This is a genomic window from Neisseria bergeri (genome assembly GCA_003044455.1).
Classification (GTDB): Bacteria; Pseudomonadota; Gammaproteobacteria; order Burkholderiales; family Neisseriaceae; genus Neisseria; species Neisseria bergeri.
Map to the genome: position 1 here is coordinate 431073 of POWY01000001.1, position 24667 is coordinate 455739.

The window sequence follows — 24667 nt, forward strand, 5'->3', positions numbered from 1 at the left end:
AAATCTTTAAGCAATCACGATTCTAGCACGAGAACGAAATAGGAGATATTCCGTGAAAGCAGAAAAAATTAAAGAAGGTTTCCGAGAGCGCGGCGAAACGATGAAAGATTGGTGCATTGCGCGTGGCTATGATCCGACGTACGTGTCCCGCATTCTGAACGGAACCGTCAAGGCAAACCGTGGGAAGGCACACCGTATCGCACAGGAACTCGGTCTAAAAGCGAAACAGGAAGTGGCGTAGGAGTAAATATGGCAGAAAGTAAAAGGGTACAACGGCTATTGAGGGTCTTTATCGCGCTTGACGAGCATCCGATTATCGGTCTGAGCAATAAGGATTTATCGGTCGGACTGGGGCTGACGCCATCACAAGTCAGCAGGGATATTGATGATTTGGTTGCATCGGGATTGGTCATCAAACTTGAAAACGGCAACTACGCCTACGGCATCAAAACCCTGCAAATCGCCGAGCGGTTCAGGCAGCAGCATGAACGGCTGCAAAGCAAGATTGCCGAAATAGGCAAGCGGGTAAATGTAGATTAACGGATTTTGAAATGTGCCGACGTCGGCACATTTGGAGAAACAAAATGAGCAATGAAGTTGAAGTAATGGATGCGGTTGCAGTGCAAAACTACCAAGCCGCGCACAGCGTGATGGTAATGGAGCAATGGGGTAACGGCGAAACCTATGACGAACCCACTTGGATTGAGCGCGGACGCCAAGCTGTACGGCAGACGATGGAAGGTATGTTTGAGTTGGGACGAGCTTTAATCATCTTAAAAGAACATACTGACCACGGACGGTTTGAACAAATTGCAAAAAATCAATTCGGATTAGGCAGGAGTGAGACAGCACGATTAATGCGGGCAACACAACGCTTCGCCACACCGCAAATGCAGAAAGCACAATCCAAGCTGATGGATTTGGGCAAATCCAAGCTACTGGAATTATTGGTAGAAGATGACGTTACTTTGGTGGAACTGACCGAAGGCGGCGACATTAACGGACATACGTTGGATGACGTAGACCGCATGACTGTGAAAGAGCTGCGCGTCGCCCTGCGCGAAAGCCGTGAAAACCTCGCCGCCAAAGACGAAGTGATGAAAATCAAAACAGCCAAAATTGATGAGCTGGCCGAGAAGCTGGCTAAGAAGCAAACCGTTGTAAGAGAGCCGAAGGCGGAAGACGTAGGCAGCGAGTTGGCGATGCAGTTAACAAGCCTTGAGGTCGGTATCCGCAGTCAAGTGAGCCGTCTGAAAGATTTGTTCGACCAACTTAATGCGCACAGTGAGGCACACGGGATCAGCCATCAGGCAAAGATGGTCGGCACGCTCAATCAAATTATTTTGGACTGCGAGCAACTGCGCGAAAGCTATGCCCTGCCGACCGAAGCACCGACAGACAATGTGCCGGAATGGTTGGGCGGTGAAACGGGAGAAGGCGATGAATCCGGCAATGATTGAGCGTCTTAAGGCAGTCGAGAATCAGGCGGAAGCAATGGGACGCGGCGCACGCTCTGCATATCTTAAGCAGCAGGCGCAGGAATTGGGCATCAGCCTTGCCACGCTATACCGCAAGCTGGAGGCGGTCAGCGTCAAGCCGACGCGCAAACGGCGCAGCGATGCGGGCAAGACGGAGCTTAAACCGGAAGAAGCCAAATTGATTTCGGCAGTTTTGGTGGAGGCGATGAGGCGCAACGGCAAGCGGTTGATGTCGGTGCGGCAGGCGGTGGAAATGCTGCGCGCCAACGGGAAAATCGAGGCGGCGCGGATTGATGGGGAAACCGGGGAAGTCATCCCCCTTTCTGAAAACACCATTACCCGGGCTTTACGGGAATACAAGCTGCATCCCGACCAGCTTTTGCAGCCCGAACCCGTCAGCCGCATGAAATCGGAACACCCGAACCATTGTTGGCAAATCGACCCGAGTTTGTGCGTTTTGTATTACCTGCCGCGTCAGGGCAAGGATACGGGGCTGCGGGTGATGAAGGAAGAGGAGTTTTATAAAAACAAGCCGAAAAACGTCGTCAAAATCGAAAACGACCGCGTTTGGCGGTACACGGGGACAGACCATGCCTCCGGTACGATTTCGGTGCGTTATTACTTCGGCGGCGAAACCAGCGCGAACCTCTGTGATTTTTTCATCTACATGATGCAGGCGAAAAAAGATATTGGAAAAGACCCGTTTCGCGGCGTACCGCGCATGGTCATGCTTGACCCAGGCAGTGCGAATACTTCGGCGGCGTTTAAAAATTTGTGCAAGTCCTTGGATGTGCATGTGCAAATCAACAAGCCGGGCAATCCGCGTGCCAAAGGGCAAGTGGAAAAAGCCAACGATATTGTGGAAACGGCATTTGAGAGCGGATTGCGCTTTACCGAGGTACACGACATCGACCGGCTCAATGCTTTATCGGAACGCTGGATGCGTTACTACAACGGTACGCAAAAACACAGCCGCCACGGCATGACCCGCTATCAGGCGTGGAACAAAATCAAACCCGGGCAGCTCATCCTGCCGCCGCCTGCGGAATATTGCCGAGAGCTTGCCGTCAGCGCGCCGAAAGAGGCGAAAGTCTCGGCGGATTTGGAAATCCGCTTCGGCGGACGGGTATATAGCGTGAAAGGCATTCAGGGGATTTTGGTCGGTCAGAAGGTTTTGGTCGGTAAGAATCCTTGGGAGGTAAACGGGGCGCGGGTCGCCACTTATGACGAAGATGGTAATGAGGTTTGGGTATCCGTACCCGAAGTGGTGTTTGACGAGATGGGCTTCCGCTCCGATGCGGCAGTCATCGGGGCGGAATACAAAGCTCCTGCCGATACGGACGCGCAGCAGCATCGCAAAGAGTTGGACAAGCTGGCGATGGGTGCGGAAACGCTGGAGGCGGCAGCCGCCAAACGCAAAGGCAAGGCAGTCCCATTCGGCGGCGAAATCGACCCGTACAAGCATCAGGAAGATACGCTTGCCGCGCGAAATACGCTCTTTATGCCCAAACAGGGACAGCAGATGGCGTACAACCGGATGGAGGTTTCGGAGCAGGTATTGAGCAAGGTCGAAATCGCCAAACGCTTAAAACCCCGCGTCGAGGCAGACGGCGGCGACTGGAAACAGGCAGTGTCGGTCATCCTCAAATACTACCCGGAAGGTGTGACCGAGGGCAGGCTGGAAGAGGCGTTTGAACGTATCCGGACAAGATGCCGTCTGAAACTTTTGAAAACCGGTTAGGTTTCAACCGAAAAGGAAAACACGATGAAACAGAGTTTTCAGAAAATCGGCAAATCCTATGCGGCGGCGGCAGCCGAAATCGGATGCAGCAAACCGATGCTGGTGGCGGTGGTCAATCACGGGCAATGGCCGAAAAAAAACGCAGCCGAGCTGCGAAGGAAATTGAAACAATTTTTTGAAACGAATGGTGCGGAAATCCCGGCGTGCCTGAGAAACGAACCGGAAGCCGCACCTGCCCAAGCAACTTACGAAGACAAGGACAACGAGATGTTACTACGAAAAGCAACTTTAAACCAAGCGGCAAAACAACATTTTAGCTTATTCCGCGACCCGTTTAACGACGAAATCCAGTCTGCGGATGATGTGTATATGACGCCGGATGTGCGTTATGTGCGTGAGGCAATGTTTCAGACGGCCTGCCACGGCGGTTTTGTGGCGGTGGTCGGCGAAAGCGGTGCGGGTAAATCAACATTGCGAGAAGACCTGCAAGACCGTATCAACCGCGAAGGTCGACAAATCATCCTGATCGAGCCTTATGTCTTGGCGATGGAAGACAACGACCAAAAAGGCAAAACGCTTAAGGCGGTACATATTGCCGAGGCCATTTTGGAGGCAGTGTCGCCCGGGAGCGGCCCGAAACGCAGCCCGGAAGCACGTTTCCGCCAAATCCACCGCGCTTTGTCGGAAAGCGCGAAAGCCGGCAACAAACACCTGCTTCTGATTGAGGAAGCGCACGGCCTGCCGCTGCCGACCCTGAAACACCTGAAACGCTTTTTTGAGCTGAAGAACGGTTTTGAACGACTGCTCGGCATCGTCTTAATCGGACAGACGGAGTTGGCGCAAAAGCTCAGCGAAAACAATCCTGCGGTGCGCGAGGTGGTGCAACGCTGCGAAGTGGTTACGCTTTTGCCGCTGACCGACGGCAAGCTCGAAGGCTATCTCAAGCACAAATTTGCCCGCGTCAATGCGGATATGGCGAAGATTTTAGATCAGAGCGCGATTGATGCGGTTGCCGAGCGTCTGACAGTCAAAAGCCGCACGAGCAAGGGATTGGAAACCAACAGCCTGCTCTATCCACTGGCGGTCAACAACTTGGTGGCGGCAGCGATGAATCAAGCGGCGGAGCTTGGTTTTGAGATCGTTGACGGCGATGTGGTACGGGGGGTGTGAGATGCAAAGAAACAAAATCGGACCGGCTGTCGTCATCGTATTGCTCTCCATCGTCATTACGGTACAGGCGGTGATGGCGGAACCCTGCCGACAGCATCCGCCCGTGCAGATAAACGAATACGACAAGGGACAGTACCGATGAAAACCGTTTGTCCGATTTGGGTTTGAAAAATACAAGTCCTTGATACGGCTATATATTTTTTACCCTTTGATTTTAATAATTGTTTGATTTATAAGGAAATGCGAAATGCAAGTTTTAAAAAGGCACGCGCTGCCGGACTGGTGCGGTGCGGCGTTTTGGCGGTGGGTTCCGGTGGGGCTGCTGACAGGCATCTGGTGGGTAGTCGCGGTGTTGGCACTGCATACCTGCGCGCCCGAGCCTGCGCTCAAAGCGGCGGAGCCGTCCAAGATGGAGGCAATGCGGCGCGCGGCGGACGAGGAGTCGGCACGGCTTGAAGGCATATATGAACGCATGAGTGACGAGGAGCAGATGCGGGGGGTGGTGTATGAACCGTAAACGACCCCCGAAACGGATACGCAAACTGGCGTTAAAACGCGCTATTGCCGAAATCCGCGCCAAATACGGCGCAAAAGCCATCACGAAAGGAGACGGAAAGTGAACCAAAAAACTCTCACCAAGCTGAAAAAATGCAGAGTCTGCGGACAGAGCAAATCAGAAATGGCGTTTGCCTGGCGTTTTGATGCGACAAAATGTGTACGCGTGCGTTCTGAGGTGTGCGCCAAATGTTGGCAAAGTCAGGGCGGCAGGCACACCCCGCCCAAATCCAAAAAACCGGACGAACCGTTTGCCGGATACGAATCACAAACCAAACGCCGCAGCGAGTATCCCAAAGCACCTGAAATTTTAGATAACAAATACTGGACGGCGACGGATACGCGTCAAAAAGATGCGGCACGGGCGCAACAGTTTTGGACGGAGCGAAGTCAATGAAAGTACGCTGCCCCACCTGCGGCGCGGTGATGAGCTTGGATGTATTAATCGCCCATGACGATGCCCGCGAAGCACTGATTGCCCTGACCGGCATTTCAGACGACCTTTTTAAGGCGGTATTGCGGTATCTGACGCTGTTTCGCCCCGCTGAAAAGGATTTAAGTTTTAACCGAGTTTCAAAGCTTGTCGGCGAGATTGCGCCGATGATACGGGAGGGCGAAATCGTGCGTAACCGAAAAACGTACCCGGCCCCGCGCGAGGCTTGGATTTGGGCGGCAACGCGATGCCTTGAGGCACGGGACGCGGGAAAACTGACACCGCCACTGACCAGCCACGGTTATTTGTTGGAAAACATTACGTTTTGGTCGCCTGAAAAGACGGCGGGAACGGCGGTTTTGCCCTCTCCCCAACCATCTCACACGAGAGAGGTGGCAAGCACCAAATTGAGGAGCGGGTTGGGCGACTTGATGGAGTGGTCAAATGGAGGAAAACAATAGCTGGCTGAAAAAAGCAATCGCGCAGGGTTTCATGATGCTCGCCGCCCTAAATCTCAAAGGTCGCCCCGCTTCGGCGGATTTGACGGCAGTCGCCGAACTTTGGTTGGGCATACTAAGCAGCCGGTCGTGGCAGCCGGAGCATGACGGGATCAGGATACAGGCAGCCTTTAGGGATATCGCGGCATCCTCGTCAGAGTGGCCAAATCCTGCCGACCTTATCAAACACCTGCCTCCGCCCGAAATCAGGATGGTGCCGAGGCTGGAAAAGAAGCATCGTCCGACCGAATACGGCAAGGCGCAGGCCGCCGAACTGAAAAAGATTGTCAGCAGATTGGAAAACGCGCCCTGTATGGACAGGGACTGGATACACGGGCCACGCTATCGGTCAGTGGATGAGTGTAAAAGGATTAATGCCGAAAGGCAGAAAGGCAAAACAAAATGAGTAAGTTAGATGTAAGCCAATACAAAAAGGATGCCAAAGGCAATCTCGTGCCGCTGGCCAATATTAAAGAAATCGACCTACTGCGTGACGAGCTGGTGCTGGAAATTGCTACCAAAGCGCGCGAGGTGCAGGATGACTTAATCACTTTCAAACGCGAGGCGATGGACGATATTGCCGCGTTTGTGCAGTTGAGTGCCGACCGCTACGACGTGAATGTCGGCGGTAAGAAAGGCAATATCAGCCTGCACAGCTTCGACGGCGCGTACCGCGTCAACCTTGCCATGCAGGATACGTTGGTATTTGACGAAGGTTTGATTGCCGCCAAAGCCTTGATTGATGAATGTATCAACGAATGGACGGAAGGCAGCCGCACGGAATTGAAAACACTGATTAACGCGGCCTTCCAGGTGGACAAAGAAGGCAACATCAGCACCGCCCGCGTACTCGGCCTGCGCCGCCTGCAAATCACCGACGAAAAATGGCAACGGGCGATGGATGCGCTCTCCGACAGTTTGCAAGTGCATATCAGCAAGCCGTTTGTGCGGGTGTATCAGCGCGGCGAGGATGGGGAGTATCAGTTGATGAATTTGGATGTGGCGAAGGTGTGAACATGGCAAAAATCATTATTGAAATCGAAGATATGCCTGAAGGTACCTACATTAAGTTTAAAGGTGACCTCCCGGCGGCGGATGCAAAGGATAAAACAGGCGCGCAGCAAACGGCTGTGTTAATCAGCAAAACGATACAGGCGGCGCAGATGATGACGCCGCCCATCCGTAGACATTAGGCCGTCTGAAACTATAAATTCATAAACCGCGCGGCACGGTCTGCCGCATTTAAACCTAAATAGGAGCCAAAAAGTGAATAAATCCGAATTAATCCAAGCCATCGCCGATGAGGCGGAATTGAGCAAACGCGATGCGGCGGAATTTGTCGATGCGTTTGTCAGCGTAGTAACGCAGACGCTGAAGGACGGCAAAGACGTTACCTTGGTCGGCTTTGGTTCGTTCCACACCGCCCAATCTGCCGAGCGCAAAGGCCGCAATCCGAAAACGGGCGAACCGCTGATCATCGCAGCACGAAAAACGCCTAAATTCCGTGCAGGTAAGGCTTTGAAAGACGCGGTGAACCGTTAAAGCCGCTGATGTTTAAAAGGTCGTCTGAAGAGATTCAGGCGACCTTTTTTGCGTCCTTCCGTTTTAGTTGCACTGCGCAAAAATCCCGAATAGAATATCATTATTTATTGATTTTTTTGAAAAAAGTGAAACGATGTTTCACTTTTTTGAGGTTCTTAGGAGGCTGGAAATGGAAACCCGTGCTCAGAAAAAACAGCGGTTGATACGGCTCATCCATGTGGCTAAAACCCAGTTGATGATGGACGACGGCGAATACCGCGCGCTGCTCGCCAATCTGTCATGCGGCAAGACGAGCAGTACCAAGTTATCGGTCGAGGAGCTGGAGCTTGCCGTGCGGGCTATGAAGATGCGGGGCTTTGTGGTTGCCACTAAGGCGCAGGCGGCATCAGGCAAACCTGATTTGCCGGTGCATATGCCCAACCGCATGATAGAGGCGCAGGTCAAAAAGATACGCGCGCTTTGGTTGGAGCTGCACCGTTTGGGCGCGGTGCGAAGCCCGTCTGAATTGAGCCTGGCTCGATTTGTCAAACGCATGACGGGCATAGATTATCATGGATGGTTGGGGACTGATGACGCAATACGGGTCATCGAACATCTGAAGAAGTGGAAAGTGAGGGTGGAAAATGGCGGACAACAGAGTACCTGAGCTGGTGGCGGACTTGGAAGACCAGACGGCCGCCTGCTTGATGTCGGTATTGCCGATGGAGCGGCAGCAGGCGGTCGAAGTATCTAAAAAGCTGTCCCATCATCTGACCAGCAACTGGGGCGGGCAGTTGATTTATTTCCCGAAAAACCTTTTGGGCAGGGTATCGGAGCGGGATATGCAAATTTACAAGGAGTTTGACGGTAAGAATCATGCAGGCCTCGCCCGAAAATACGGTCTGACCGTACAGCACATTTACCGCATCGTCAAGGAGGTTGGAATGGCAGAGCGGGCGAAAAAACAGGCAGATTTGTTTTCGTAAGTACACCGCATAATTAAAACATCGGTCAGGTTTAGCCCTGACCGATTTTATATTGCGTTTCTCTTTGCGGTCGGGGGTTTGCCCACCCTGAAACCGAAACGCGCTAAAAACGCAAATTTGGCGCATTTGTTTTTATTAGCCCCGATTAAAAGATTGTGGATGGATAAAGATTCATGATGATCCTGCTGCCGATATGGCAGTATGACCTCGAAAGGAATTTATATGTCTTTATCAACAGAAGAAAAACAACTGTATGCTGTTTTTATCCATAATGTGTACAATGGTGCCGTCCGTGCCGATGCGGACGATATTACGCCTGAAGTTGCCGGTATTTGTGATGAGATGCTGGCGGCGATTACACGCTGTTCGATCGGTATGACCGTACCCGATGCAATATTCCAAACTTTTTACGCCAAGAGACCCGAATCGTTGGGTAACGTATTGGAACGGATTGGGGAGGCTGCCCACGCCGCCGTTACGCAATTGGTGGAAGTTGTACTGGCTAATCAACGTTACCGCAGTTGCATCGTTACAACGGCTTTGAACTGGAGAAGCCGCCTCGAAATGGCTTTGATGGGCATTTAAACTCAATATGCCGGAGAGAATCATGGAATTTATCCAACTGATCCAACTGCTTGCGAACAGATTGTCAGTGAACGGCAAATGGTATGCCTACCTGTCCTGCCTGCCGTTTACCGCCTATTGGGTATCGGTGGACAAAGAGATTGTCCGGACGCTCATTATGGGAGACAGGTTTTTTGTTTGGATATTTTGTACGGCATTATTCGTTATGTGGTTCTTCTGCCGTCGGCGGCGGTGGTTGTGGGTTCTCCCCTATCTCTGCATATTCAAGATTTTATTTTCCCTTATCTAGCCTGTACCGCCCCGCCTCGGGGCGGTTTTTTACTGCCTCCGACAAACATCTGCCGAAATAAGTTTTAAACCCGATTAAAAGCCGTTTCAGACGGCATTTGCCACAATAACCTCATCCATCTGATGAGGCTTTTTTATGTCTTACGAAATTTTTCGCGCAGGGACGCGCACCGATGCAAACGGCAATACGGTAACGATTACCGAGGCCGACCTTGCCGCCGCTGCCCAAGCATATGACCCGAAGGTGCATGAGGCCCCTATTGTGGTCGGGCATCCCAAGGCAGATGCGCCCGCCTACGGCTGGGTCAAGTCGCTTGGTGTGCAAAACGGCGTGTTGACAGCGGACTTTGCCCAAGTCGATGAGGGCTTTGCGGATTTGGTTAAAGCCGGACGATATAAAAAAGTGTCGGCGAGTTTTTACCCGCCAACCAGTCCGAACAATCCGAAGCCGGGCGTGTGGACGCTGCGCCATGTCGGTTTTTTGGGTGCGCAACCGCCCGCAGTCAAGGGTTTGACCCCCGTCAGTTTTGCCGAAGGCGAAGTTTATGTCGAGTTTGCCGAAGAAGCACATCTTCAGACAGCCTCGTTATTAAGCCGTTTCAGAGACTGGTTTATCGGCCATTTCGGCCTGGAAGAAGCCGATAAAGTACTGCCTGACTGGCAAATTGAGGCAATTAAAGAATTGGCTGCCGTGCCTCAAACCCATGCGCCTGCCGAATTTACCGAATCACCCCCACCCCAAGAACCCCATGAAAACAAGGAGACCTCTATGTCGCTGGAACAAGAACTTGCAGCCGAAAAGGCCGCCCGCGAAGCTGCCGAGAAGAAGGCTGCCGAATCGCAGGCGGAATTGAAAAAGCTGAAAGACGAGCAGCATACCGCCCTGCGCGATGGTGCGCATGAGCAGAATGCCGAATTTGCCGAAGGCTTGGTTAAAGAAGGCCGTCTGAAACCTGCCGACAAGGATTTGGTCGTCAAGGTTTTGGATTTTGCCGAATACCCTGACGACGTAACCGCCGACTTCGGCGAAGGCAGTAAGAAGCAGCCTTTGTCTGCCGCGCTGCGTGCGTTTTTTACCGCTGTCCTGCCTAAGCAGATTCAGGGCGGCGAGATGGCTAAAGGTGAAACGCCGTCGGGATTGGCGGCAGACTTTGCCGAAGCGGCGGACCCGGAAGCCTTGAACCATCACCAACGTGCATTGGCATTGGCGGCGAAGGAAGGTATCCCTTACGAAGAGGCTGCCCGCCGTACTATTGCTTAAATCATCAACCCGTCAAATGCGACGACGTCGTCGCATTTGACCTAAAAAAGGATAAAACATGAGTGCATCTCATTTGCGCGGCCTGCGCGGCCAGCTTGATCCGGTTTTAACCAATCTCGCACTGGGCTACAAGCAGGCGGATTTTATTGCCGAGAAAATCTTCCCAGTGGTGTTTACTGAAAAAGAAGGCGTGCGTGTGCCGGTGTTCGGCAAGGGTTCGTTTGTCGAGTATCAGACCGAACGTGCGGTCGGTGCGGCATCGAATGTGATTACGCTGGACTCCCCAAACTTTATGCCGGTTGTGTTGGAAGAACATGATTTGGCCGCCGGTGTGGATTACCGCGAACAAGCGGAATCGATGTACGACGAGCGCGCCAAGGCAACACGCCGCGCGGTCAAGGGCGTGCAGCTGCGTCAAGAAATCGAAACTGCCGCCCTCCTGCAAAACAAATCGGCTTATCAGTCAGGTTTCAGCAAAGATTTGGCCTCCACCCAAAAATGGAGCGATAAAAACTCTGATCCGTTGGCAGACATCGAGACCGCCCGCGAAACGGTTCGCGCAGGCTGCGGTGTACGCCCATCGGTACTAGTGGTGGGCGCGAGCGTGCTGTCGGCATTGAAACGCCACGAAAAGCTCATCAGCGCACTGGGTGCAAATGAACGCAAGTCCCTGCTCACGGTCGAGCAGCTGAAAAATCTGCTGGAGCTGGACGACATCATCGTCGGAGAGGCGGTATCTACACCTGCCGACAATAAGGCCACCCAAGATATTTGGGGCAAATTTGCCAGCCTGATTGTGCGTCCGCATACAGCTTCCGGTGGCAATGACGAGGGTGAGCCGAGCTTCGGTTATACCTTCCGCCGTCGTGGTATGCCGGTAGTCGACCGCTACGAAGAGGTTGGCGGCAAGGTGGAATACGCGCGCTATACCGACATCCGCAAAGCGGCAGTGGTCGGCGGTGCATGCGGTTTCTTGTTTGAAAACGCGGTTGCGTAGATGTTGAAAGGCCGTCTGAAAGGCTTCAGGCTGCCTGCGGAGGGAAAAATGACGTTATCTGTGAAGTATGAAGATTTGAATGCCCGCATTACCGAGGTACGGTACCACCGCGTCGAAGGAACGACTTCAACCGTATGTACGGTGATCTTGCATTCTGGGTTTGTCGTCGTCGGCCATTCTGCCGCTCTCAATTCCGAGGCGTTCGTGGCGGAGACTGGGCGCGAGCTGGCCTATCAGGACGCGTTGCAAAATCTGTTGGCCTTGGAAGCCTACCGTATCAAAGAAAATGCGCATGACGCGCAGCAAAAGGAGTCTTAAATGGCACAAGCGAAGCAAGTGGTTTTGGTAACCACGGTCAAAACATCAGGCAAGGTGGTCAAAAACCGCTTTGTGGATTTTGTCGGTAAACAGGCAGCCGCCGGTGTGAAAGTGCTGGGTACTGCTACTTTGGATGCAGATGCGGGCGAAATGTTGGCCGTTGATGTATTGGGTATCGCCTTAGTTGAGGCAGGCGGCACGATTGCCGTCGGCGATGAAGTAGCAGCCGATGCGCAAGGCGCGGCAGTCAAGGCGGCAGGTAATGCCAAAGTTGCCGGTACGGCGCGCTCTGCGGCGACAGCGGCGGGCGAAGTCATCCAAGTATTTTTGAAAGGCTGATCATGGCTAAAGTTTATATCGCAAACACTCCGTTGATTTTGGAAAACGAACAAGGCGACCAATTTCGTGTCGAGGTCGGCGAAGCGGTCGAATTGACGGCGGAGCAGTACGAATCAGTCGCGGCACACGTTACCCCGACACTGACAACCGGCGAAGAGCTGGATGCGCAACAAAATGACACCCCGCCGTCCGAAGATACGCCGTCAGATGATGCAGGCACTGCGGGCGAAGTTGAAAAGCCGAAACGCGGTAAAAAACCGGCAGCAGCCGAAGAGGCGGAGTAAGCCATGTATATCGGCGCGGATGATTTGACGGCTGCGATGGGCAAAATGGAGTTGGTGCAATTGACCAACGACAATGCGCGCGGGACGGAACCCGACGCTCAGGTCATTGATGCGGCAGTGCGTTATGCCTGCGATTTGGTGGACGGATACCTGCGCGGCAGATATGTGCTGCCTTTGGCGGAAACGCCGACGGTGTTGCAGCCTTTATGCATCAACATCGCCCGCCATTTTTTGCACAGCCGCCGCATCAACCGCGCCGACTTTCCGAAACCGCTGGAAACTGCCTACAACGCAACCATTAAGACGCTGGAAGCCATCCGCGACGGCAAAATCCACATCGGCATCGCCGCATCGGACAAGCCGTCGCAACCCGAGCCGGGCGCGTATCACGTCCGAGCGCGCGACAAAATGGATTTAGGAGGCTACTGATGAGCGCGACACGTCCGATTATTGATGCGGTAGTAGAACATTTGCAGGCCGCTATCCCGTGGGTCAGCGTTGAGGCTTTCCCCGAGCGTCCGTCCGAATACCAATTTATCCATCCGGTCGGAGCAATCTTGGTCGGATACGGCGGCAGCAAATTTGGCGAAATCGAGCAGCTCGGCCGTATTGCACAGCAGCGCGATGTCAGGTTGGTGTTGACCGTTTTCGGCAGCAGCCTTAATGCGGATGACGGCACGCTGGCGATTTTAGATGAGACACGTCTTGCTATGGTTGGTTTTGCGCCGCCGAACTGCCGGCCCTGCCACCTTATCAGCGAGGAGTTTTTGGCCGAGGATGCGGGTGCATGGCAGTATCAGCTTGTCTTGCAGACTGAGACTCAGCAGGTTGAAGTTTGCCGTGAAGAAAAACGCTCCCTCTTCGTCGCTGCCAGCTATCGCCGAACCGACCAAGACCTCAATCCCGATTTAAAACCTAAAAAATAGGAGTATCCATTATGGCAGCAGCCTACCATCACGGCACGGAGACCATCCGCATCGACGGCGGCTCCAATCCCGTCTATACCGTTGACGGCGCAATTACCGCCATCGTCGGCACTGCGCCAGTCGGCGCGGTCAATGAGCTGACGGTATGTCAAATTAAAAAAGATTTTGCCCGATTCGGCGGCGAGCTGACCGGCAAGGGCTTTACCCTGCCGGATGCCGCACACATCTGGACGCGCTACGGCAGCGGTGTCGCTTATGTTGTCAATGTTTGCGACCCTGCCAAACATAAGACAACCGTCAGCAACGAAGTATTGGCGGTTGATCCTGACACCTTGACAGCCAAAACCGCCAAGCCTGCCCTGCAAAGCGGCTACGCAGTTTCAGACGGCAACAGCCCCCTGACCGAAAACACGCACTACACCATCAACACGCTGACGGGCGAAATTGTGTTCAAAACCAAACCGTCCGCCCCGGAAATCAGCTACACCTATACCGACCCGACGAAAGTGACCGAAGCCGACATTATCGGCGCATATGTGGCGGCAACGGGAAAACGCACCGGTTTGGAACTCTTGACCGAAGGTTTCAACCGACAAGGCGCGGACGCGAAAATTATCATCGCCCCCGAGTATGACGGCAATGCCGGAGTCCGCACGGCAATGGAAATCATTGCGGGCAAATTGAAAGCCATCGCCTATGCCGCCGCGCCGAAAGGCACAGGCTTGGGCAAGGCCTTGGAAGGACGCGGTCCGTTGGGCAGCATCAATTTCCAAACTTCGTCCGACCGCTGTCAGCTCTTTTACCCCTACGTCGTCGGTTTGTCGGGCTTGGAAAGCCTCGCTGTCCACGCCGCCGGCCTGCGTATGAAAACCGATGTGGAACAGGGCTACTGGTACAGCATCTCCAACCGCGAACTCTTGGGCGTGACCGGCGTGGAAATCGGACTGACCGCCCGTGCGGACGACCCGCAGTCCGAAACCAACCGTCTGAATGAAAAAGGCATTACGACTGTATTCAACAGCTATGGTACGGGCTATCGTATGTGGGGCAACCGCCTCGCCTGCTTCCCAACGGTTTCGCATATTAAAAACTTTGAAGTGGCACAACGCACCGGCGACATCATCGACGAATCCATCCGTCGCGCAGAGCTGCAATATGTCGACCGTCCGATTGACGATGCCTTAATCGACAGTTTGATTGAGACGGTACGCACCTATTTGGGTACGCTGCCTTCCATCGTAGGTTTCTCGGTCGGTTTGGACTATGACTACGACCTGCCGGATGCGTTCAGTAAAGGCCAAGTGCCGATTGTGTACGACTACACGCCCAAGCTGCCTGCCGAGCGTCTGACCAATACCAGCGTGATGACCCGCAAATACCTGGCCAATCTGGTTTCTGCGTCCTAATGCCGTCTGAAAAAAGAAAGGAAACAAGATGAGTGCAATCAATGCAATCTACAATGCCAACGTCTATATCGACGGCAACAGCCTGTTGGGTAACGCATCCGAGTTCAAACTGCCCGAGTTTGAGTTTGGGCAGGACGACCATACCGGTTTGGGTATGGTCGGTACCATCAAACTGCCCAACGGCGTAGAAGCCCTGGAAGGCGAAGTTACTTGGAACAGCTTTTATCCCGAGGTGGCCAAGAAGGCATCCAACCCCTTTAAAGCTGTGCAACTGATGGTGCGCGGCAACCTGCAGACCTTCAATGCGTCAGGTTTGGCGGAAGAAGTCCCCATCGTAACCACGGTAACGGCAGTGTTTTCTAAAAACGCCTTGGGCGGCTACAAGCCGAAGGAAAAGGCGGAATTTAGCTCAACCTACCAGGCAACAGAAGTCCGCCAAGTCGTCGGCGGGCGCGAAGTGCTGTACTACAACGCGTTCAAAAATATCTACCGCGTGGACGGTCAGGACGTTTTAAACCAAATGCGTAAAAACATTGGTGCTTAATCTTTAAATCGGATTAAAAGCCGTTTCAGACGACCTTTGACACAATCACCGTATCTTTACCGATACGGTGATTTTTTTATTTTTGGAGATGGAAAATGAATGAAGCCAAGAAATTGCAAGAAGATTTGGGTGTAAATACCGTTGTGAAACTGAAATATCCGGTACGGCTGGCGACGGGTCAGATGTTGGAACAGGTAACGCTCCGTCGTTTGCGCGTGGGCGATTTGCGCGCCGTGTCGCACCTGACGAATGAGGCGGAGCAAGAACTGGCTCTGTTTGCCCGTATGGCAGGCATGATTCCCGAAGACTTGGATTGTTTGGATTTGGCGGATTGGAAACAGTTGCAGGAAACGTTTCGCCGCTTCACGGAATCTGACCAAGACAAATAGTCCTCCTCTTTCAAAGGCTGAAACGCAGCGGCAGCTGCTGTCTGCCGCCGCCGATTTGGCTTGGTGGTTCGGTTGGAGCGTAGATGAGGTTTATACGCTGCCGCTGGACGAATTTGAAGACTGGCAGAAAGAAGCAACCCGCCAAATGAAGGCGGGTTATCGGAGGGGGATGTGATTCAGATTTGGTGTCGGCGTTCTTCTTCGATTTCGCGCTGCAAATCGCGACACCAACCATTGTCAGGCTCAGCTTTTTCAAAAAACGCCTGCCATAACTCGACTGCTACCAGCCAAACAGCGGAAGCAGCAAGGACGACGCAATAAAAAATACCAGCTAAAACTGCGAGCATACCGACAACAAACATACAAACAACCCATCACTTTAATAGGTGCATATTAGCATATGGCAAGCGATTTAGGTATATCAATCAGCGTTTCCGCCGTTGTCGGCGGAGCTTTGTCTGGATTGACCCATATCGGCAAGGCGATGAATACGCTGAAAACGACGACCAATACCCTGTCCGAACGTCAGAAGGAACTGGGCAGGGTATTGGAGCGGAACAAAGACCGTTTGGGCGTATCGTCTGCCAAACAGCTATGGCAGGAATACGACAAAATCGGCAATTCCGTCGCCAAACTGACCCGCCAATATGAAAAGCTCAATGCCGTCCGCGCCCAAAGGGCAGCCGTCAGCAGCCAATGGACAGACATCAAAGGGCAATGGCAGGGTGCGCTTGCCGCCGCAGGTACATTAATTTTGCCTGTCAAAGCCTCGATTGAATTTGAATCGGCAATGGCTGATGTCAAAAAGGTGGTTAATTTCGATACGCCGCAGCAATTTAAGGAAATGGAACGGGACATTTTGAAAATGACCCGCAAGATTCCGATGGCGGGCAAGGACATTGCCGCCATCGTTGCCGCAGGCGGACAGTCAGGAGTCGCCCGCGAAAACCTGACGGGTTTTGCCGAAAATGCCGCCAAGATGGGCGTGGCATTCGATATGGCGGCAGGACAGGCGGGCGAATCTATGGCGACGCTGTCCAACGTCTTGCAGATACCCATTCCCAAAATCGGCATATTGGGCGATGCCGTCAACCATCTTTCGGACAATGCGAACTCGAAGGCGGCGGATATTGTCAACGTCCTGACCCGCGTCGGCAGCGACATCAAGCAGTTGGGCATGACGGAAAACCAAGGTGCTGCATGGGGCAGCACCTTTTTGAGTATGGGCAAAGCCCCCGAACTGGCGGCGCAGGCAATGAAGGGCATGATTACTTCGATGTCGGTCATGAAGGCGGGCGGTGCGAAAAAAGAGCTGGCAGAGCTAGGATTGACAACCAAGGAATTTGCCGCCGCTATGGACAAAGATGCCAACGGTGCGATGCTCAACCTGTTGGCTCGGGTCAAGCAGTTGCCGAAGGCGGAGCAGTTCCCCATGCTGCTGGAGATGTTCGGCAGGAACTATGCCGACGATGCCATGATGCTCGCCAACAATGTCGGTGAGTACAACCGCCAACTGGCATTGCTGGAAGAACGCGATGCTTCAGGCAATTTGAAATATCTCGGGTCGATGCAGCGCGAGTTTGCCAACCGTTCGGCAACAACGGCGAACCAAATCCAAATTTTCAAAAACGGGATTTCGGAACTCGGCATACGCATGGGCTCGATAGTCCTGCCTGCCTTGAATGATTTTTTGGCTAAGGGCAACAAACTTGCCAACATCGTCTCGGACTGGTCGGAAAAACATCCCGTATTGACGAAAGGGATTGTCGGTACGGCCGCTTCGCTGCTGGCTTTTAAAGTCGGGATGTTTGGTGCGATGGTCGTTGCCAACCGGTCGCGTGCTGCTTATTTGGGAATGAAGGGAGCGGTTTTATCGCTACGGTCTGCCATTGTACTGACCCATACTGTGATGCAAGGCGGAATGGGACTGCATGATGTACCGGGTAGGCTAGGAAAGCTCATGCGGGCTTTGGCGGCAGCAAGAACCGCCATGCTAGGTTTTAACCTGTCTTCGCTGGTAGCAATGTGGCCGCTGGTTTTGGCCGTCGGCGCACTTGCCCTGGTTGGATGGACAATTTACAAGGCTTGGAACCCGATTAAGGCTTTTTTTGCCGGACTGTGGGACGGGCTGTTGAAAGGCTTGGAACCGTTAAAACCTGCTTTTGATGCTCTGGTTTCTGCACTGTCGGATGCTTGGGACGGCATTTATAACGCTATTTCTCCGGTTGTAGATACCGTTTTTTCTGTCTTAGGTGGTTTGTGGGATACGGTTCGACCTTTTGTCCGGCCGCTATTGGATTTCTTTAGGGATTTCTTCAGCACGACACAAGTTGCTGCAGGCGGGGCGCGCAGCTTCGGCGAATCGGCAGGCTTGTGGATAGGTGAAAAAATCACAGCGGTCGCCAGTTGGGTCGGCGGCAAAATCGCCGAAATGAAAACTGCCTTTGACGGCGGACTGCTCGGCATCCTCGGCCTGATTCTCAACTGGTCGCCCATTGGCGCGTTCTATTCGACCTTTGCCGCCGTACTGTCTTGGTTCGGCATTGACTTGCCGTCCAGCTTCACGCAGTTTGGCGCAAACATCATCCAAGGGCTGTGGAACGGGTTGCAGTCCAAATTCGAGTCGGTCAAGGCATGGTTTGCCGAAAAGGCGGCATCGCTCAAACAGGCTTTTGCCGGCGTGATGGGCATCCATTCGCCCAGCCGCGTGTTCCGCCGCTTTGGCGGATGGATGATGGATGGCCTGCAAATCGGTTTGGACGGGAGTGCGGATCGTCCGATTGCCTCTATAGCCAATACGGCAGGCCGTCTGAAAAGCGGTTTTACCGACCATATGGGCGCGCTGGCGGCACGGTTGTCTGCGGGCGGCGAGGCATTTGCGTCTGCACGCAATACTCAGGCGGCGGGCGGGATGACCATCAATTACAACCCGACCATCAACGCGCCGGGCGGTAATCCTCAGCAGATTGAGGCTGCGCTGCAGATGGGCTTGCGTGAATTCGAAGCAATGTTCCGCCGCATGATGGACGACAAAGCACGGAGGGCTTATTGATGTATGCGATGTTGGGTGATGTGCGATTTGAGCTTTTAAACAGCTTCACATCGCTTGAGGCGGAACATTCGGCGAACTTTGCCAAGCATGAGGTCTTAAAAGGCCGTCCGCGCCTGCAGGCCTTACAAAACGAACTGACGACGTTGCGTTTCTCTCTCAAGTTGCATTGGCGGCTGGGTAATCCCGACACGGCTTATAAGGGTCTGCTGTCGGCTTTGGAGGCGCAGCAGGCAGTGTCTTTGGTTTACGGCAGCGGCCGTTTTGTCGGATGGTTTGTGCTTGAGCGGCTGACGGAGCGCACGTTGATTCAGGACGCGCAAGGTCGGACGGCGGCGCGGGAATTGGATGTAGAGCTGACCCAGTTTGTCGGCGACCCGAATAATCCCCTGCCTACACCCGCAGTCAAGTCGGGCAGGCAAAATCCGCTCCTGTCCTTATTACCGGAGAGCGTTCGGGCTCAGGCATCGGATGTAGTGAGGGCGGTCGAAAAAGGTATCAAGGTTTACCGCGCTGCGGAATCGGGCATAGCCGATATGCAGAACCTGATACGCGCGGCCAAAGATTTGAAAAACGACCCGTCAGGGACATTAAACCTGTTGGGGGACGCACTCAATGTCGGCGGCGGCATTTTAGGACGGCTCAATGCTTTGCCGGAAGTAACGGCGGTTTTCGGCGACCTGAAAGGCGCGGCAGAATTTGCGGCACAGGCAGGACGAGCGGCCAACCGGCTGGGCGGTGCCGTCGGCGCATTGCGGGTAGGTTATGAGGGCGGTTCGGTAGGAAGTTGGTTGGATGCGGTGGAAAACGGCGTAGCCGAAGCATCGGATGCGCTGGCAAACGGCTCTGCCGCCGCCCAGGCTTTGACCGGCTATCTTGCGGCAAGAAAGGATAAATGATGAGTGCGGTCATACGCTACACCACCCAAGACGGCGACCGATGGGATTTGATTGCGCACAAGCATTACGGCAATGCGCTGTTGATTGACGGTCTGATTGCCGCCAATCCGCATCTGCCATTGGCGGAAGAGTTCGTGAGCGGGCTGACGGTATTTGTCCCCGTTTTGGAAAGCAAACCGAAAAATAACCAAGAGGAGCTGCCGCCGTGGATGCGTTAAGTGCGTTTTTGAAGCTGAAGGGCTTGGATGGCGGCAATACCCATCCGGTTACCATGCCCGATTTTGTCCTGTCTTACGAAGACAAAGATATAACGGCAGATGTTGCGCCTTATCTGATTTCGTTCAGCTATACCGATTATCTTGAGGGTCAGTCGGACGAATTGCAGGTCAATTTTGAGGATACGGACGACCGCTGGCTGAGTAATTGGTATCCCGAACAGGGCGATGCTTTGTCTTTGAGCCTGGGCGACCAATTTACCGGGCCGGTGTCTTTCGGCAAATTTGAAATTGCTGAAATCGAATACAACCGCCCGCCGTCGACGGTCAGCCTGAAGGCTTTATCGACGGGCATTACCAAGTCGAACCGCACCCTGCGCGGCAAGGCGTACGAAAATACGACTTTGGCCGCCATCGTCCGTCAGGTGGCAGGCCGTCTGAAGCTGGAGGTAACGGGTACGGTCAAAAACATCCCCATCAAACGCGTTACCCAGTATCAGGAGCGCGATGTCGAGTTTTTGGCGCGGCTGGCGAAGGAGTACGGACACAGCTTTAAAATCGTCGGCAAGAAACTGGTATTTACCGACAACGACGAGCTCAAACAGCGTCCTGCCGTTGTCGTATTGCTGCCCGAGGACATCATCCGTGTCCGCCTGCGCGATTTGATTAAGGGCGTGCCGTCCAAAGTAGATGTCAAAGGCTACGACCCGAAAAACAAGAAAACGGTCTCGGCAAGCCGAAAAAGCAAGCCCAAGCGAAGCAAAGCCAAACACGGCAGCACGGGCGATACATTGCGTATCGTGCCGAATAAGGGTGAGAGTACCGCCCAATTAAATGCCAGGGCAGATGCCAAATTGGCAGATGCGCAGGACGACCAATGCGCGGGGACGGTTATACTGGTCGGCAATGCGCTGTTGGCGGCAGGTCAAATGGTACGGCTGAAAGGATTCGGCAAGTTTTCGGGCAAATATCTGGTCAAACAGTCGCGGCATGACTTTTCGCGCAGCGGCGGCTATACGACGGAAATCGAAATCAAGATGACGGAATATGTTTCTGAAGAGGAGCCGGGCAGTGCAAACCCATGATTTTACGGCAACGATGCAATTTGGTACGGTATCGGCAGTCGATGCGGCGGCACACAGTTTGCGGGTAAAAATCCCCGTACTCGACGACATGGAAACCGATTGGCTGCCGATGGCGACACCCGCGGCGGGCGGCAACCGTTTTTACAGCCTGCCCGATGTGGGCGAACTGGTGGTCTGCCTGCTGGACGCGCGCGGCGAAAACGGCTGCGTCATCGGCGCGATTTACAATGCCGCCGACAAGCCGCCGGTATCCGACCAAAACAAATGGGTCAAACGGTTTGCCAACGGCACGGTCATCTCGCACGACCGGCGCAGCGGCGAAGTCGTTGTGGAAACGCCGGGCAAGGTCGAAATCAAAGCGGCGCAGAAAGTGGACATCCAATCGCCGGAAACAGAAATTACGGGCAATGCGACGGTAAACGGGCTGTTGACCTATACCGCGGGTTTGGCAGCAGGCAATGCCGGCGGCGGCGAGGCGGCGAAGATTACGGGTAACGTCATCATTGACGGCGAACTTATCGTCAACGGCATCAATATCGGCAAGCACATCCATGACGGCGATTCCGGAGGGCAAACCGGCGAACCGAAAAATCATTAAACCGCATTAAAAGGCGTTTCAGACGGCCTTCTCTACAATCCCTGTATCTATCAGCGATACAGGGATTTTTTGATGTTCTACGCCGCACCTATCTCGAAACACTGGCAGCTCGCGCCCGAAGGCTCGGGCGTGGTTCAGGGCGAGGACGACATCGACCAATGTATCCGCAATATCCTGTCCACCCGCAAAGGCGCGGACGTTACCCGTCCTGATTTCGGCTCCGACCATTACAAATGGCTGGACACGCCGGAAGACGTGTTTATCCCCAATATCGTGCGCGAAACCGTGCTGGCCATACAGACGTGGGAGAAGCGGGCAGTGGTTGAGGACATTATTTTCGACGGTGCCGCACCGCATCTGACGATGACGGTTTATTGGCGTATCGCCGATAAGGCGGCAGGCGAGGTTTATACGACAGACATCAGATTGGAGCAGGCGACATGGATTTGAGCAAACTCAAGCGTGAAGAAGTCAAGGCGGTTTCAGACGACCTTGCCGAGATTTTGGCGCAGACCATTGCCGACTATGAGGCAAAAAGCGGCAAAACCCTGCAACCCGCCCACATCGAGCGTCTGATTATCAACACCTATGCCTACCGCGAAATGCTGGTCCGCAAAGCCTTGAACGAAGCCTACCGCCAGCAGCACCCGCGTTTTGCAACGGGGTTGATGTTGGATTTGTGCGGCGACGATGTGAACACGCCGCGCCTTGAGGCATCGGCCGCCCGCTGCACCGTCCGCTTTACCCTTGCAGCTTCCCACAGCGAACCCGTCGTCATCCCGCAAAGTACGCAGATTGCCGCAGGTGCGACCGTGTTTCAGACGGCATCGGAAGGCACGCTCTTACCGGCCGGCCGAACTTTGGATTTGGAGGCTGTCTGCACGCAGACAGGTGTGTCCGGCAATGGTTTTGCCGCAGGACAAATCAATACCTTGGTCAGTCCTATTGACGGCGTATCTGCCGCCAATATCGAAGTATCGGCAGGCGGTGCGGACGAAGAGTCGGACGATGCTTATCGGCAACGCATCCTGCTCGCCCCGGAAAGTTTCAGCGTGGCGGGGCCTGTCGGCGCATACGAATACTTCGCACGACGTGTCAATCCTGTCATTTGCGACGTTCATGTCGGCAACCTGAAAACGGCAGGCGGCGAGCCGGTCGGCGGCCGGGTACGGGTAACGGTGCTAACTAAAAACGGACTGCCGTCTCCCGAACTCATCGGCGAAGTGCAGAGGGCTTTGTCTGACGAGCGTGTCCGCCCGCTTTGCGACACGGTAAGCGTTGCCGCCCCTTCTGTTATCGATTACACGCTGGATGCGGAACTCACGCTGTTTACAGGCGCGGATGCCGCCGAAGTTTTGGCGGCGGCAAAACAGGCTTGGGCAGATTACGAAGCATCACGCCGCGAAAAACTGGGCGCGGACATCGTGCCGCTGGACATTCAGACGGCATTGAAGGCGGCAGGCGTATACAACGTCGTTTTAAAGTCGCCCGCGCTGACCGTCGTCCAACCCGACCAATGGGCAAGATGCACTTCCGTCAATATCCGCATCTCGCCTGAAACGGCGGAGGGTTAGCAATGGCAAAACTCTCCTACGCATCCGTTATCGAACACGACCGGCGTTACAAAATGTTGGCGGATTTAGGCTTGAGGATGGATGAGGCCGATGCGGTCAGACTACTGCCGAGGCTGGTAGATTTGGTTGCTCCAGAACACTTGGCGCTGCTGGCGGAGGGCCGCAGCATTTTAGGTGCGGACGGCTACTGGTTGGCTGAAAGCGACCAGACGCGCCGCAAGCTGATTAAAAGCGCGTATCGGCTGCACCGTATGAAAGGCACGCCGTGGGCGATACGCGAAATCGTGCGGCGGCTCGGCTTCGGAGAAGTCGAAATCACCGAAGGCTTGGGCAATAAGGAACACAACGGCGAAATCAGGCGGGACGGAACCTACGCGCACGGACGGTCCGACCACTGGGCGCATTACCGTATCACCATGAACGGCGCGCTAACCAACGATCAGGCGGCTTTGCTGCGGCATACCCTGCAAGCCTTCGCGCCTGCCCGATGCGTATTGGCGGCATTGGATTACCGACACGCCGCCGTCCGGCATAACGGACGGGTATCGAGAGACGGAACATTTAACCGAGGAACTGCATAATGGCAAATTTGAACGAAACAGCACAATGGGAAACAGGCATTTACCAATTAGAAACCTCCGACCCCGTGATGGGCGGGCCGGACGGCATCGACAACCGTCAGGCAAAACAATTGGCCAACCGCACCCTTTGGCTCAAAAACCAAACCGAAGCCGCCAACCGCACCATTGAAGAGCTAGGCAACAACGCCGTCGCCCGCACCGACGACCAGACCATCACTGGCGCGAAAACCTTCCAAGCCGACATCAAAGCCAGTGCAAGCACCGCCCACGCCGCCGCCGACCGCTACATCAGGCTGGGCGCGGACGCCACCGGCGCATATGTCGTGAATACAAAGAGCGGAAGGATTTTATATTTGAAACACGACGGCAACCTCACCTATGACCGCAACCGCGTCCTGACTGAAGCCGATGCCCCAAGCCTCATCACCAGCGGCGCGGTGATGTACTTCGCCCGCACAACCGCACCTGATGGCTGGCTCAAAGCCAACGGCGCGGCCGTATCGCGCACCCTCTACGCCGCCCTTTTCCAATCCATCGGTACCACCTACGGCACAGGTGACGGCCGCACCACCTTCAATCTGCCCGACCTTCGCGGCGAATTCGTGCGCGGCTGGGACGACGCCCGCGGCATCGACAGCGGGCGTGCACTGGGCAGTGCGCAAGGCGATGCCATTCGTAATATCACGGGCAAATTAGACAGCGGCCAAAATCAAGCGGAGCAACTCTTCGACAACGTCATCACGTCGGGCGCGTTCGAAAAAGAGCAAGCAACCAAACAATGGACCTTTGACTCAAACGCAAGGGGGGCCGCCGTTACGGCTGTTACTTTCGACGCATCTCGCGTCGTCCCCACGGCCAACGAAAACCGCCCGCGCAACATCGCATTGTTGGCCTGCATCAAAATTTGATGCGCGTTGAAACAAAATGCCGTCTGAAAGGACAAACCCC

The 24667-nt window shown here is 54.2% G+C and carries 38 protein-coding genes; 37 read left to right on the forward strand and 1 reads right to left on the reverse strand.

The window, feature by feature from the left end; all coding sequences use genetic code 11:
- Positions 1–52: 52 nt before the first annotated feature.
- The 28 genes from DBY86_RS02510 (at position 53) to DBY86_RS02640 (ending at position 15893) form a co-directional block, all read left to right on the forward strand.
- Positions 53–241 (forward strand): DNA-binding protein, encoded by a 189-nt coding sequence (locus DBY86_RS02510; protein ID WP_079877741.1) that lies wholly within the window; start codon positions 53–55, stop codon positions 239–241.
- 8 nt (positions 242–249) lie between these two features.
- Positions 250–540 carry an IclR family transcriptional regulator gene (locus DBY86_RS02515; RefSeq protein WP_061704859.1) on the forward strand — a complete coding sequence of 97 codons (291 nt, stop codon included), beginning with the start codon at positions 250–252 and terminating at the stop codon, positions 538–540.
- Between the two features lie 44 nt (positions 541–584).
- The gene (locus tag DBY86_RS02520) at positions 585–1460 is read left to right on the forward strand and encodes a DUF3102 domain-containing protein (protein ID WP_061704858.1); all 876 of its coding nucleotides are present in this window, start codon (positions 585–587) and stop codon (positions 1458–1460) included.
- Positions 1453–3219 carry a DDE-type integrase/transposase/recombinase gene (locus DBY86_RS02525; RefSeq protein WP_199901025.1) on the forward strand — a complete coding sequence of 589 codons (1767 nt, stop codon included), beginning with the start codon at positions 1453–1455 and terminating at the stop codon, positions 3217–3219. The genes DBY86_RS02520 and DBY86_RS02525 overlap by 8 nt, the downstream gene beginning before the upstream one ends.
- A 24-nt stretch (positions 3220–3243) precedes the next feature.
- The gene (locus DBY86_RS02530) at positions 3244–4389 is read left to right on the forward strand and encodes an AAA family ATPase (RefSeq protein ID WP_107818776.1); all 1146 of its coding nucleotides are present in this window, start codon (positions 3244–3246) and stop codon (positions 4387–4389) included.
- 1 nt (position 4390) lies between these two features.
- Positions 4391–4531 (forward strand): hypothetical protein, encoded by a 141-nt coding sequence (locus DBY86_RS12855; RefSeq protein ID WP_013448362.1) that lies wholly within the window; start codon positions 4391–4393, stop codon positions 4529–4531.
- A 105-nt stretch (positions 4532–4636) separates the two neighbouring features.
- Positions 4637–4906 (forward strand): hypothetical protein, encoded by a 270-nt coding sequence (locus tag DBY86_RS02535; protein ID WP_107818777.1) that lies wholly within the window; start codon positions 4637–4639, stop codon positions 4904–4906.
- A gap of 99 nt (positions 4907–5005) precedes the next feature.
- Entirely contained in the window at positions 5006–5341 is a 336-nt protein-coding gene (locus DBY86_RS02540; RefSeq protein WP_107818778.1) for a hypothetical protein, read from the forward strand.
- Positions 5338–5838 carry a hypothetical protein gene (locus DBY86_RS02545; RefSeq protein WP_107818779.1) on the forward strand — a complete coding sequence of 167 codons (501 nt, stop codon included), beginning with the start codon at positions 5338–5340 and terminating at the stop codon, positions 5836–5838. The genes DBY86_RS02540 and DBY86_RS02545 overlap by 4 nt, the downstream gene beginning before the upstream one ends.
- Positions 5822–6280, forward strand: coding sequence for a hypothetical protein (locus tag DBY86_RS02550; protein WP_107818780.1), 459 nt, complete (start codon positions 5822–5824; stop codon positions 6278–6280). The genes DBY86_RS02545 and DBY86_RS02550 overlap by 17 nt, the downstream gene beginning before the upstream one ends.
- Positions 6277–6888 (forward strand): DUF3164 family protein, encoded by a 612-nt coding sequence (locus DBY86_RS02555; protein ID WP_107818781.1) that lies wholly within the window; start codon positions 6277–6279, stop codon positions 6886–6888. Before DBY86_RS02550 ends, DBY86_RS02555 begins: the two co-directional genes overlap by 4 nt.
- 2 nt (positions 6889–6890) lie before the next feature.
- Positions 6891–7067 (forward strand): hypothetical protein, encoded by a 177-nt coding sequence (locus tag DBY86_RS02560; protein ID WP_234403356.1) that lies wholly within the window; start codon positions 6891–6893, stop codon positions 7065–7067.
- Between the two features lie 40 nt (positions 7068–7107).
- Positions 7108–7416, forward strand: coding sequence for an HU family DNA-binding protein (locus DBY86_RS02565; protein WP_159068535.1), 309 nt, complete (start codon positions 7108–7110; stop codon positions 7414–7416).
- Between the two features lie 169 nt (positions 7417–7585).
- Entirely contained in the window at positions 7586–8062 is a 477-nt protein-coding gene (locus DBY86_RS02570) for a regulatory protein GemA (protein WP_107818783.1), read from the forward strand.
- Entirely contained in the window at positions 8040–8381 is a 342-nt protein-coding gene (locus tag DBY86_RS02575; protein ID WP_107818784.1) for a Mor transcription activator family protein, read from the forward strand. The genes DBY86_RS02570 and DBY86_RS02575 overlap by 23 nt, the downstream gene beginning before the upstream one ends.
- Before the next feature lie 222 nt (positions 8382–8603).
- Positions 8604–8966 (forward strand): hypothetical protein, encoded by a 363-nt coding sequence (locus DBY86_RS02580; RefSeq protein WP_107818785.1) that lies wholly within the window; start codon positions 8604–8606, stop codon positions 8964–8966.
- Between the two features lie 22 nt (positions 8967–8988).
- Positions 8989–9255, forward strand: a complete 267-nt coding sequence (locus DBY86_RS02585) for a hypothetical protein (protein WP_228777355.1) — start codon at positions 8989–8991, stop codon at positions 9253–9255.
- Between the two features lie 135 nt (positions 9256–9390).
- Entirely contained in the window at positions 9391–10515 is a 1125-nt protein-coding gene (locus tag DBY86_RS02590; protein WP_107818786.1) for a 2-oxoacid:acceptor oxidoreductase, read from the forward strand.
- A gap of 58 nt (positions 10516–10573) precedes the next feature.
- Positions 10574–11512 (forward strand): major capsid protein, encoded by a 939-nt coding sequence (locus DBY86_RS02595; protein WP_107818787.1) that lies wholly within the window; start codon positions 10574–10576, stop codon positions 11510–11512.
- The gene (locus tag DBY86_RS02600) at positions 11513–11830 is read left to right on the forward strand and encodes a Gp49 family protein (protein WP_234403357.1); all 318 of its coding nucleotides are present in this window, start codon (positions 11513–11515) and stop codon (positions 11828–11830) included.
- The gene (locus tag DBY86_RS02605) at positions 11831–12169 is read left to right on the forward strand and encodes a capsid cement protein (protein WP_107818788.1); all 339 of its coding nucleotides are present in this window, start codon (positions 11831–11833) and stop codon (positions 12167–12169) included.
- 2 nt (positions 12170–12171) lie between these two features.
- Positions 12172–12453 carry a hypothetical protein gene (locus DBY86_RS02610; protein WP_107818789.1) on the forward strand — a complete coding sequence of 94 codons (282 nt, stop codon included), beginning with the start codon at positions 12172–12174 and terminating at the stop codon, positions 12451–12453.
- A gap of 3 nt (positions 12454–12456) precedes the next feature.
- Entirely contained in the window at positions 12457–12882 is a 426-nt protein-coding gene (locus DBY86_RS02615) for a gp436 family protein (RefSeq protein ID WP_107818790.1), read from the forward strand.
- The gene (locus DBY86_RS02620; RefSeq protein ID WP_107818791.1) at positions 12882–13379 is read left to right on the forward strand and encodes a Gp37 family protein; all 498 of its coding nucleotides are present in this window, start codon (positions 12882–12884) and stop codon (positions 13377–13379) included. The genes DBY86_RS02615 and DBY86_RS02620 overlap by 1 nt, the downstream gene beginning before the upstream one ends.
- 11 nt (positions 13380–13390) lie before the next feature.
- Positions 13391–14785 (forward strand): phage tail sheath family protein, encoded by a 1395-nt coding sequence (locus DBY86_RS02625; protein WP_107818792.1) that lies wholly within the window; start codon positions 13391–13393, stop codon positions 14783–14785.
- A gap of 28 nt (positions 14786–14813) precedes the next feature.
- A complete protein-coding gene (locus tag DBY86_RS02630; RefSeq protein WP_107818793.1) occupies positions 14814–15329 on the forward strand; it encodes a phage major tail tube protein in 516 nt (171 codons plus the stop codon).
- Positions 15330–15424: 95 nt separating this feature from the next.
- Positions 15425–15718, forward strand: coding sequence for a phage tail assembly protein (locus tag DBY86_RS02635; RefSeq protein ID WP_107818794.1), 294 nt, complete (start codon positions 15425–15427; stop codon positions 15716–15718).
- 55 nt (positions 15719–15773) lie between these two features.
- Positions 15774–15893, forward strand: a complete 120-nt coding sequence (locus DBY86_RS02640; RefSeq protein ID WP_234403358.1) for a GpE family phage tail protein — start codon at positions 15774–15776, stop codon at positions 15891–15893.
- A 1-nt stretch (position 15894) separates the two neighbouring features.
- Here DBY86_RS02640 and DBY86_RS02645 read toward each other — a convergent pair whose 3' ends face one another.
- Positions 15895–16080 (reverse strand): hypothetical protein, encoded by a 186-nt coding sequence (locus tag DBY86_RS02645; protein ID WP_107818796.1) that lies wholly within the window; start codon positions 16078–16080, stop codon positions 15895–15897.
- 38 nt (positions 16081–16118) lie between these two features.
- Here DBY86_RS02645 and DBY86_RS02650 point away from each other — a divergent pair, with 38 nt between their 5' ends.
- From DBY86_RS02650 to DBY86_RS02690, 9 genes are all read left to right on the forward strand, one after another.
- On the forward strand, positions 16119–18770 hold the full coding sequence (locus tag DBY86_RS02650; RefSeq protein WP_107818797.1) for a phage tail tape measure protein: 2652 nt from the start codon (positions 16119–16121) through the stop codon (positions 18768–18770).
- The gene (locus DBY86_RS02655) at positions 18770–19666 is read left to right on the forward strand and encodes a phage tail protein (protein WP_107818798.1); all 897 of its coding nucleotides are present in this window, start codon (positions 18770–18772) and stop codon (positions 19664–19666) included. Before DBY86_RS02650 ends, DBY86_RS02655 begins: the two co-directional genes overlap by 1 nt.
- A complete protein-coding gene (locus DBY86_RS02660) occupies positions 19663–19884 on the forward strand; it encodes a tail protein X (RefSeq protein ID WP_107818799.1) in 222 nt (73 codons plus the stop codon). The genes DBY86_RS02655 and DBY86_RS02660 overlap by 4 nt, the downstream gene beginning before the upstream one ends.
- A complete protein-coding gene (locus DBY86_RS02665) occupies positions 19872–20966 on the forward strand; it encodes a contractile injection system protein, VgrG/Pvc8 family (RefSeq protein WP_107818800.1) in 1095 nt (364 codons plus the stop codon). Before DBY86_RS02660 ends, DBY86_RS02665 begins: the two co-directional genes overlap by 13 nt.
- Positions 20929–21564, forward strand: coding sequence for a phage baseplate assembly protein V (locus DBY86_RS02670; RefSeq protein WP_107818801.1), 636 nt, complete (start codon positions 20929–20931; stop codon positions 21562–21564). The genes DBY86_RS02665 and DBY86_RS02670 overlap by 38 nt, the downstream gene beginning before the upstream one ends.
- 72 nt (positions 21565–21636) lie before the next feature.
- Positions 21637–22014 carry a GPW/gp25 family protein gene (locus DBY86_RS02675; RefSeq protein ID WP_003753441.1) on the forward strand — a complete coding sequence of 126 codons (378 nt, stop codon included), beginning with the start codon at positions 21637–21639 and terminating at the stop codon, positions 22012–22014.
- Positions 22005–23138, forward strand: a complete 1134-nt coding sequence (locus DBY86_RS02680; RefSeq protein ID WP_107818802.1) for a baseplate J/gp47 family protein — start codon at positions 22005–22007, stop codon at positions 23136–23138. Before DBY86_RS02675 ends, DBY86_RS02680 begins: the two co-directional genes overlap by 10 nt.
- Before the next feature lie 2 nt (positions 23139–23140).
- Positions 23141–23719: a phage tail protein gene (locus DBY86_RS02685; RefSeq protein WP_107818803.1), complete on the forward strand. Its 579-nt coding sequence runs from the start codon at positions 23141–23143 to the stop codon at positions 23717–23719.
- Positions 23719–24627 (forward strand): phage tail protein, encoded by a 909-nt coding sequence (locus DBY86_RS02690; protein ID WP_107818804.1) that lies wholly within the window; start codon positions 23719–23721, stop codon positions 24625–24627. Before DBY86_RS02685 ends, DBY86_RS02690 begins: the two co-directional genes overlap by 1 nt.
- Positions 24628–24667 lie beyond the last annotated feature (40 nt).

Coding starts and splice junctions, on each gene's coding strand:
- DBY86_RS02515 (WP_061704859.1), top strand. CDS start 250: ATGGCAGAAAGTAAAAGGGTACAACGGCTATTGAGGGTCTTTATCGCG.
- DBY86_RS02520 (WP_061704858.1), top strand. CDS start 585: ATGAGCAATGAAGTTGAAGTAATGGATGCGGTTGCAGTGCAAAACTAC.
- DBY86_RS02525 (WP_199901025.1), top strand. CDS start 1,453: ATGATTGAGCGTCTTAAGGCAGTCGAGAATCAGGCGGAAGCAATGGGA.
- DBY86_RS02530 (WP_107818776.1), top strand. CDS start 3,244: ATGAAACAGAGTTTTCAGAAAATCGGCAAATCCTATGCGGCGGCGGCA.
- DBY86_RS12855 (WP_013448362.1), top strand. CDS start 4,391: ATGCAAAGAAACAAAATCGGACCGGCTGTCGTCATCGTATTGCTCTCC.
- DBY86_RS02535 (WP_107818777.1), top strand. CDS start 4,637: ATGCAAGTTTTAAAAAGGCACGCGCTGCCGGACTGGTGCGGTGCGGCG.
- DBY86_RS02545 (WP_107818779.1), top strand. CDS start 5,338: ATGAAAGTACGCTGCCCCACCTGCGGCGCGGTGATGAGCTTGGATGTA.
- DBY86_RS02550 (WP_107818780.1), top strand. CDS start 5,822: ATGGAGGAAAACAATAGCTGGCTGAAAAAAGCAATCGCGCAGGGTTTC.
- DBY86_RS02555 (WP_107818781.1), top strand. CDS start 6,277: ATGAGTAAGTTAGATGTAAGCCAATACAAAAAGGATGCCAAAGGCAAT.
- DBY86_RS02560 (WP_234403356.1), top strand. CDS start 6,891: ATGGCAAAAATCATTATTGAAATCGAAGATATGCCTGAAGGTACCTAC.
- DBY86_RS02570 (WP_107818783.1), top strand. CDS start 7,586: ATGGAAACCCGTGCTCAGAAAAAACAGCGGTTGATACGGCTCATCCAT.
- DBY86_RS02575 (WP_107818784.1), top strand. CDS start 8,040: ATGGCGGACAACAGAGTACCTGAGCTGGTGGCGGACTTGGAAGACCAG.
- DBY86_RS02580 (WP_107818785.1), top strand. CDS start 8,604: ATGTCTTTATCAACAGAAGAAAAACAACTGTATGCTGTTTTTATCCAT.
- DBY86_RS02585 (WP_228777355.1), top strand. CDS start 8,989: ATGGAATTTATCCAACTGATCCAACTGCTTGCGAACAGATTGTCAGTG.
- DBY86_RS02590 (WP_107818786.1), top strand. CDS start 9,391: ATGTCTTACGAAATTTTTCGCGCAGGGACGCGCACCGATGCAAACGGC.
- DBY86_RS02595 (WP_107818787.1), top strand. CDS start 10,574: ATGAGTGCATCTCATTTGCGCGGCCTGCGCGGCCAGCTTGATCCGGTT.
- DBY86_RS02600 (WP_234403357.1), top strand. CDS start 11,513: ATGTTGAAAGGCCGTCTGAAAGGCTTCAGGCTGCCTGCGGAGGGAAAA.
- DBY86_RS02605 (WP_107818788.1), top strand. CDS start 11,831: ATGGCACAAGCGAAGCAAGTGGTTTTGGTAACCACGGTCAAAACATCA.
- DBY86_RS02610 (WP_107818789.1), top strand. CDS start 12,172: ATGGCTAAAGTTTATATCGCAAACACTCCGTTGATTTTGGAAAACGAA.
- DBY86_RS02615 (WP_107818790.1), top strand. CDS start 12,457: ATGTATATCGGCGCGGATGATTTGACGGCTGCGATGGGCAAAATGGAG.
- DBY86_RS02620 (WP_107818791.1), top strand. CDS start 12,882: ATGAGCGCGACACGTCCGATTATTGATGCGGTAGTAGAACATTTGCAG.
- DBY86_RS02625 (WP_107818792.1), top strand. CDS start 13,391: ATGGCAGCAGCCTACCATCACGGCACGGAGACCATCCGCATCGACGGC.
- DBY86_RS02630 (WP_107818793.1), top strand. CDS start 14,814: ATGAGTGCAATCAATGCAATCTACAATGCCAACGTCTATATCGACGGC.
- DBY86_RS02635 (WP_107818794.1), top strand. CDS start 15,425: ATGAATGAAGCCAAGAAATTGCAAGAAGATTTGGGTGTAAATACCGTT.
- DBY86_RS02645 (WP_107818796.1), bottom strand. CDS start 16,080: ATGTTTGTTGTCGGTATGCTCGCAGTTTTAGCTGGTATTTTTTATTGC.
- DBY86_RS02650 (WP_107818797.1), top strand. CDS start 16,119: ATGGCAAGCGATTTAGGTATATCAATCAGCGTTTCCGCCGTTGTCGGC.
- DBY86_RS02655 (WP_107818798.1), top strand. CDS start 18,770: ATGTATGCGATGTTGGGTGATGTGCGATTTGAGCTTTTAAACAGCTTC.
- DBY86_RS02660 (WP_107818799.1), top strand. CDS start 19,663: ATGATGAGTGCGGTCATACGCTACACCACCCAAGACGGCGACCGATGG.
- DBY86_RS02670 (WP_107818801.1), top strand. CDS start 20,929: ATGTTTCTGAAGAGGAGCCGGGCAGTGCAAACCCATGATTTTACGGCA.
- DBY86_RS02675 (WP_003753441.1), top strand. CDS start 21,637: ATGTTCTACGCCGCACCTATCTCGAAACACTGGCAGCTCGCGCCCGAA.
- DBY86_RS02680 (WP_107818802.1), top strand. CDS start 22,005: ATGGATTTGAGCAAACTCAAGCGTGAAGAAGTCAAGGCGGTTTCAGAC.
- DBY86_RS02685 (WP_107818803.1), top strand. CDS start 23,141: ATGGCAAAACTCTCCTACGCATCCGTTATCGAACACGACCGGCGTTAC.
- DBY86_RS02690 (WP_107818804.1), top strand. CDS start 23,719: ATGGCAAATTTGAACGAAACAGCACAATGGGAAACAGGCATTTACCAA.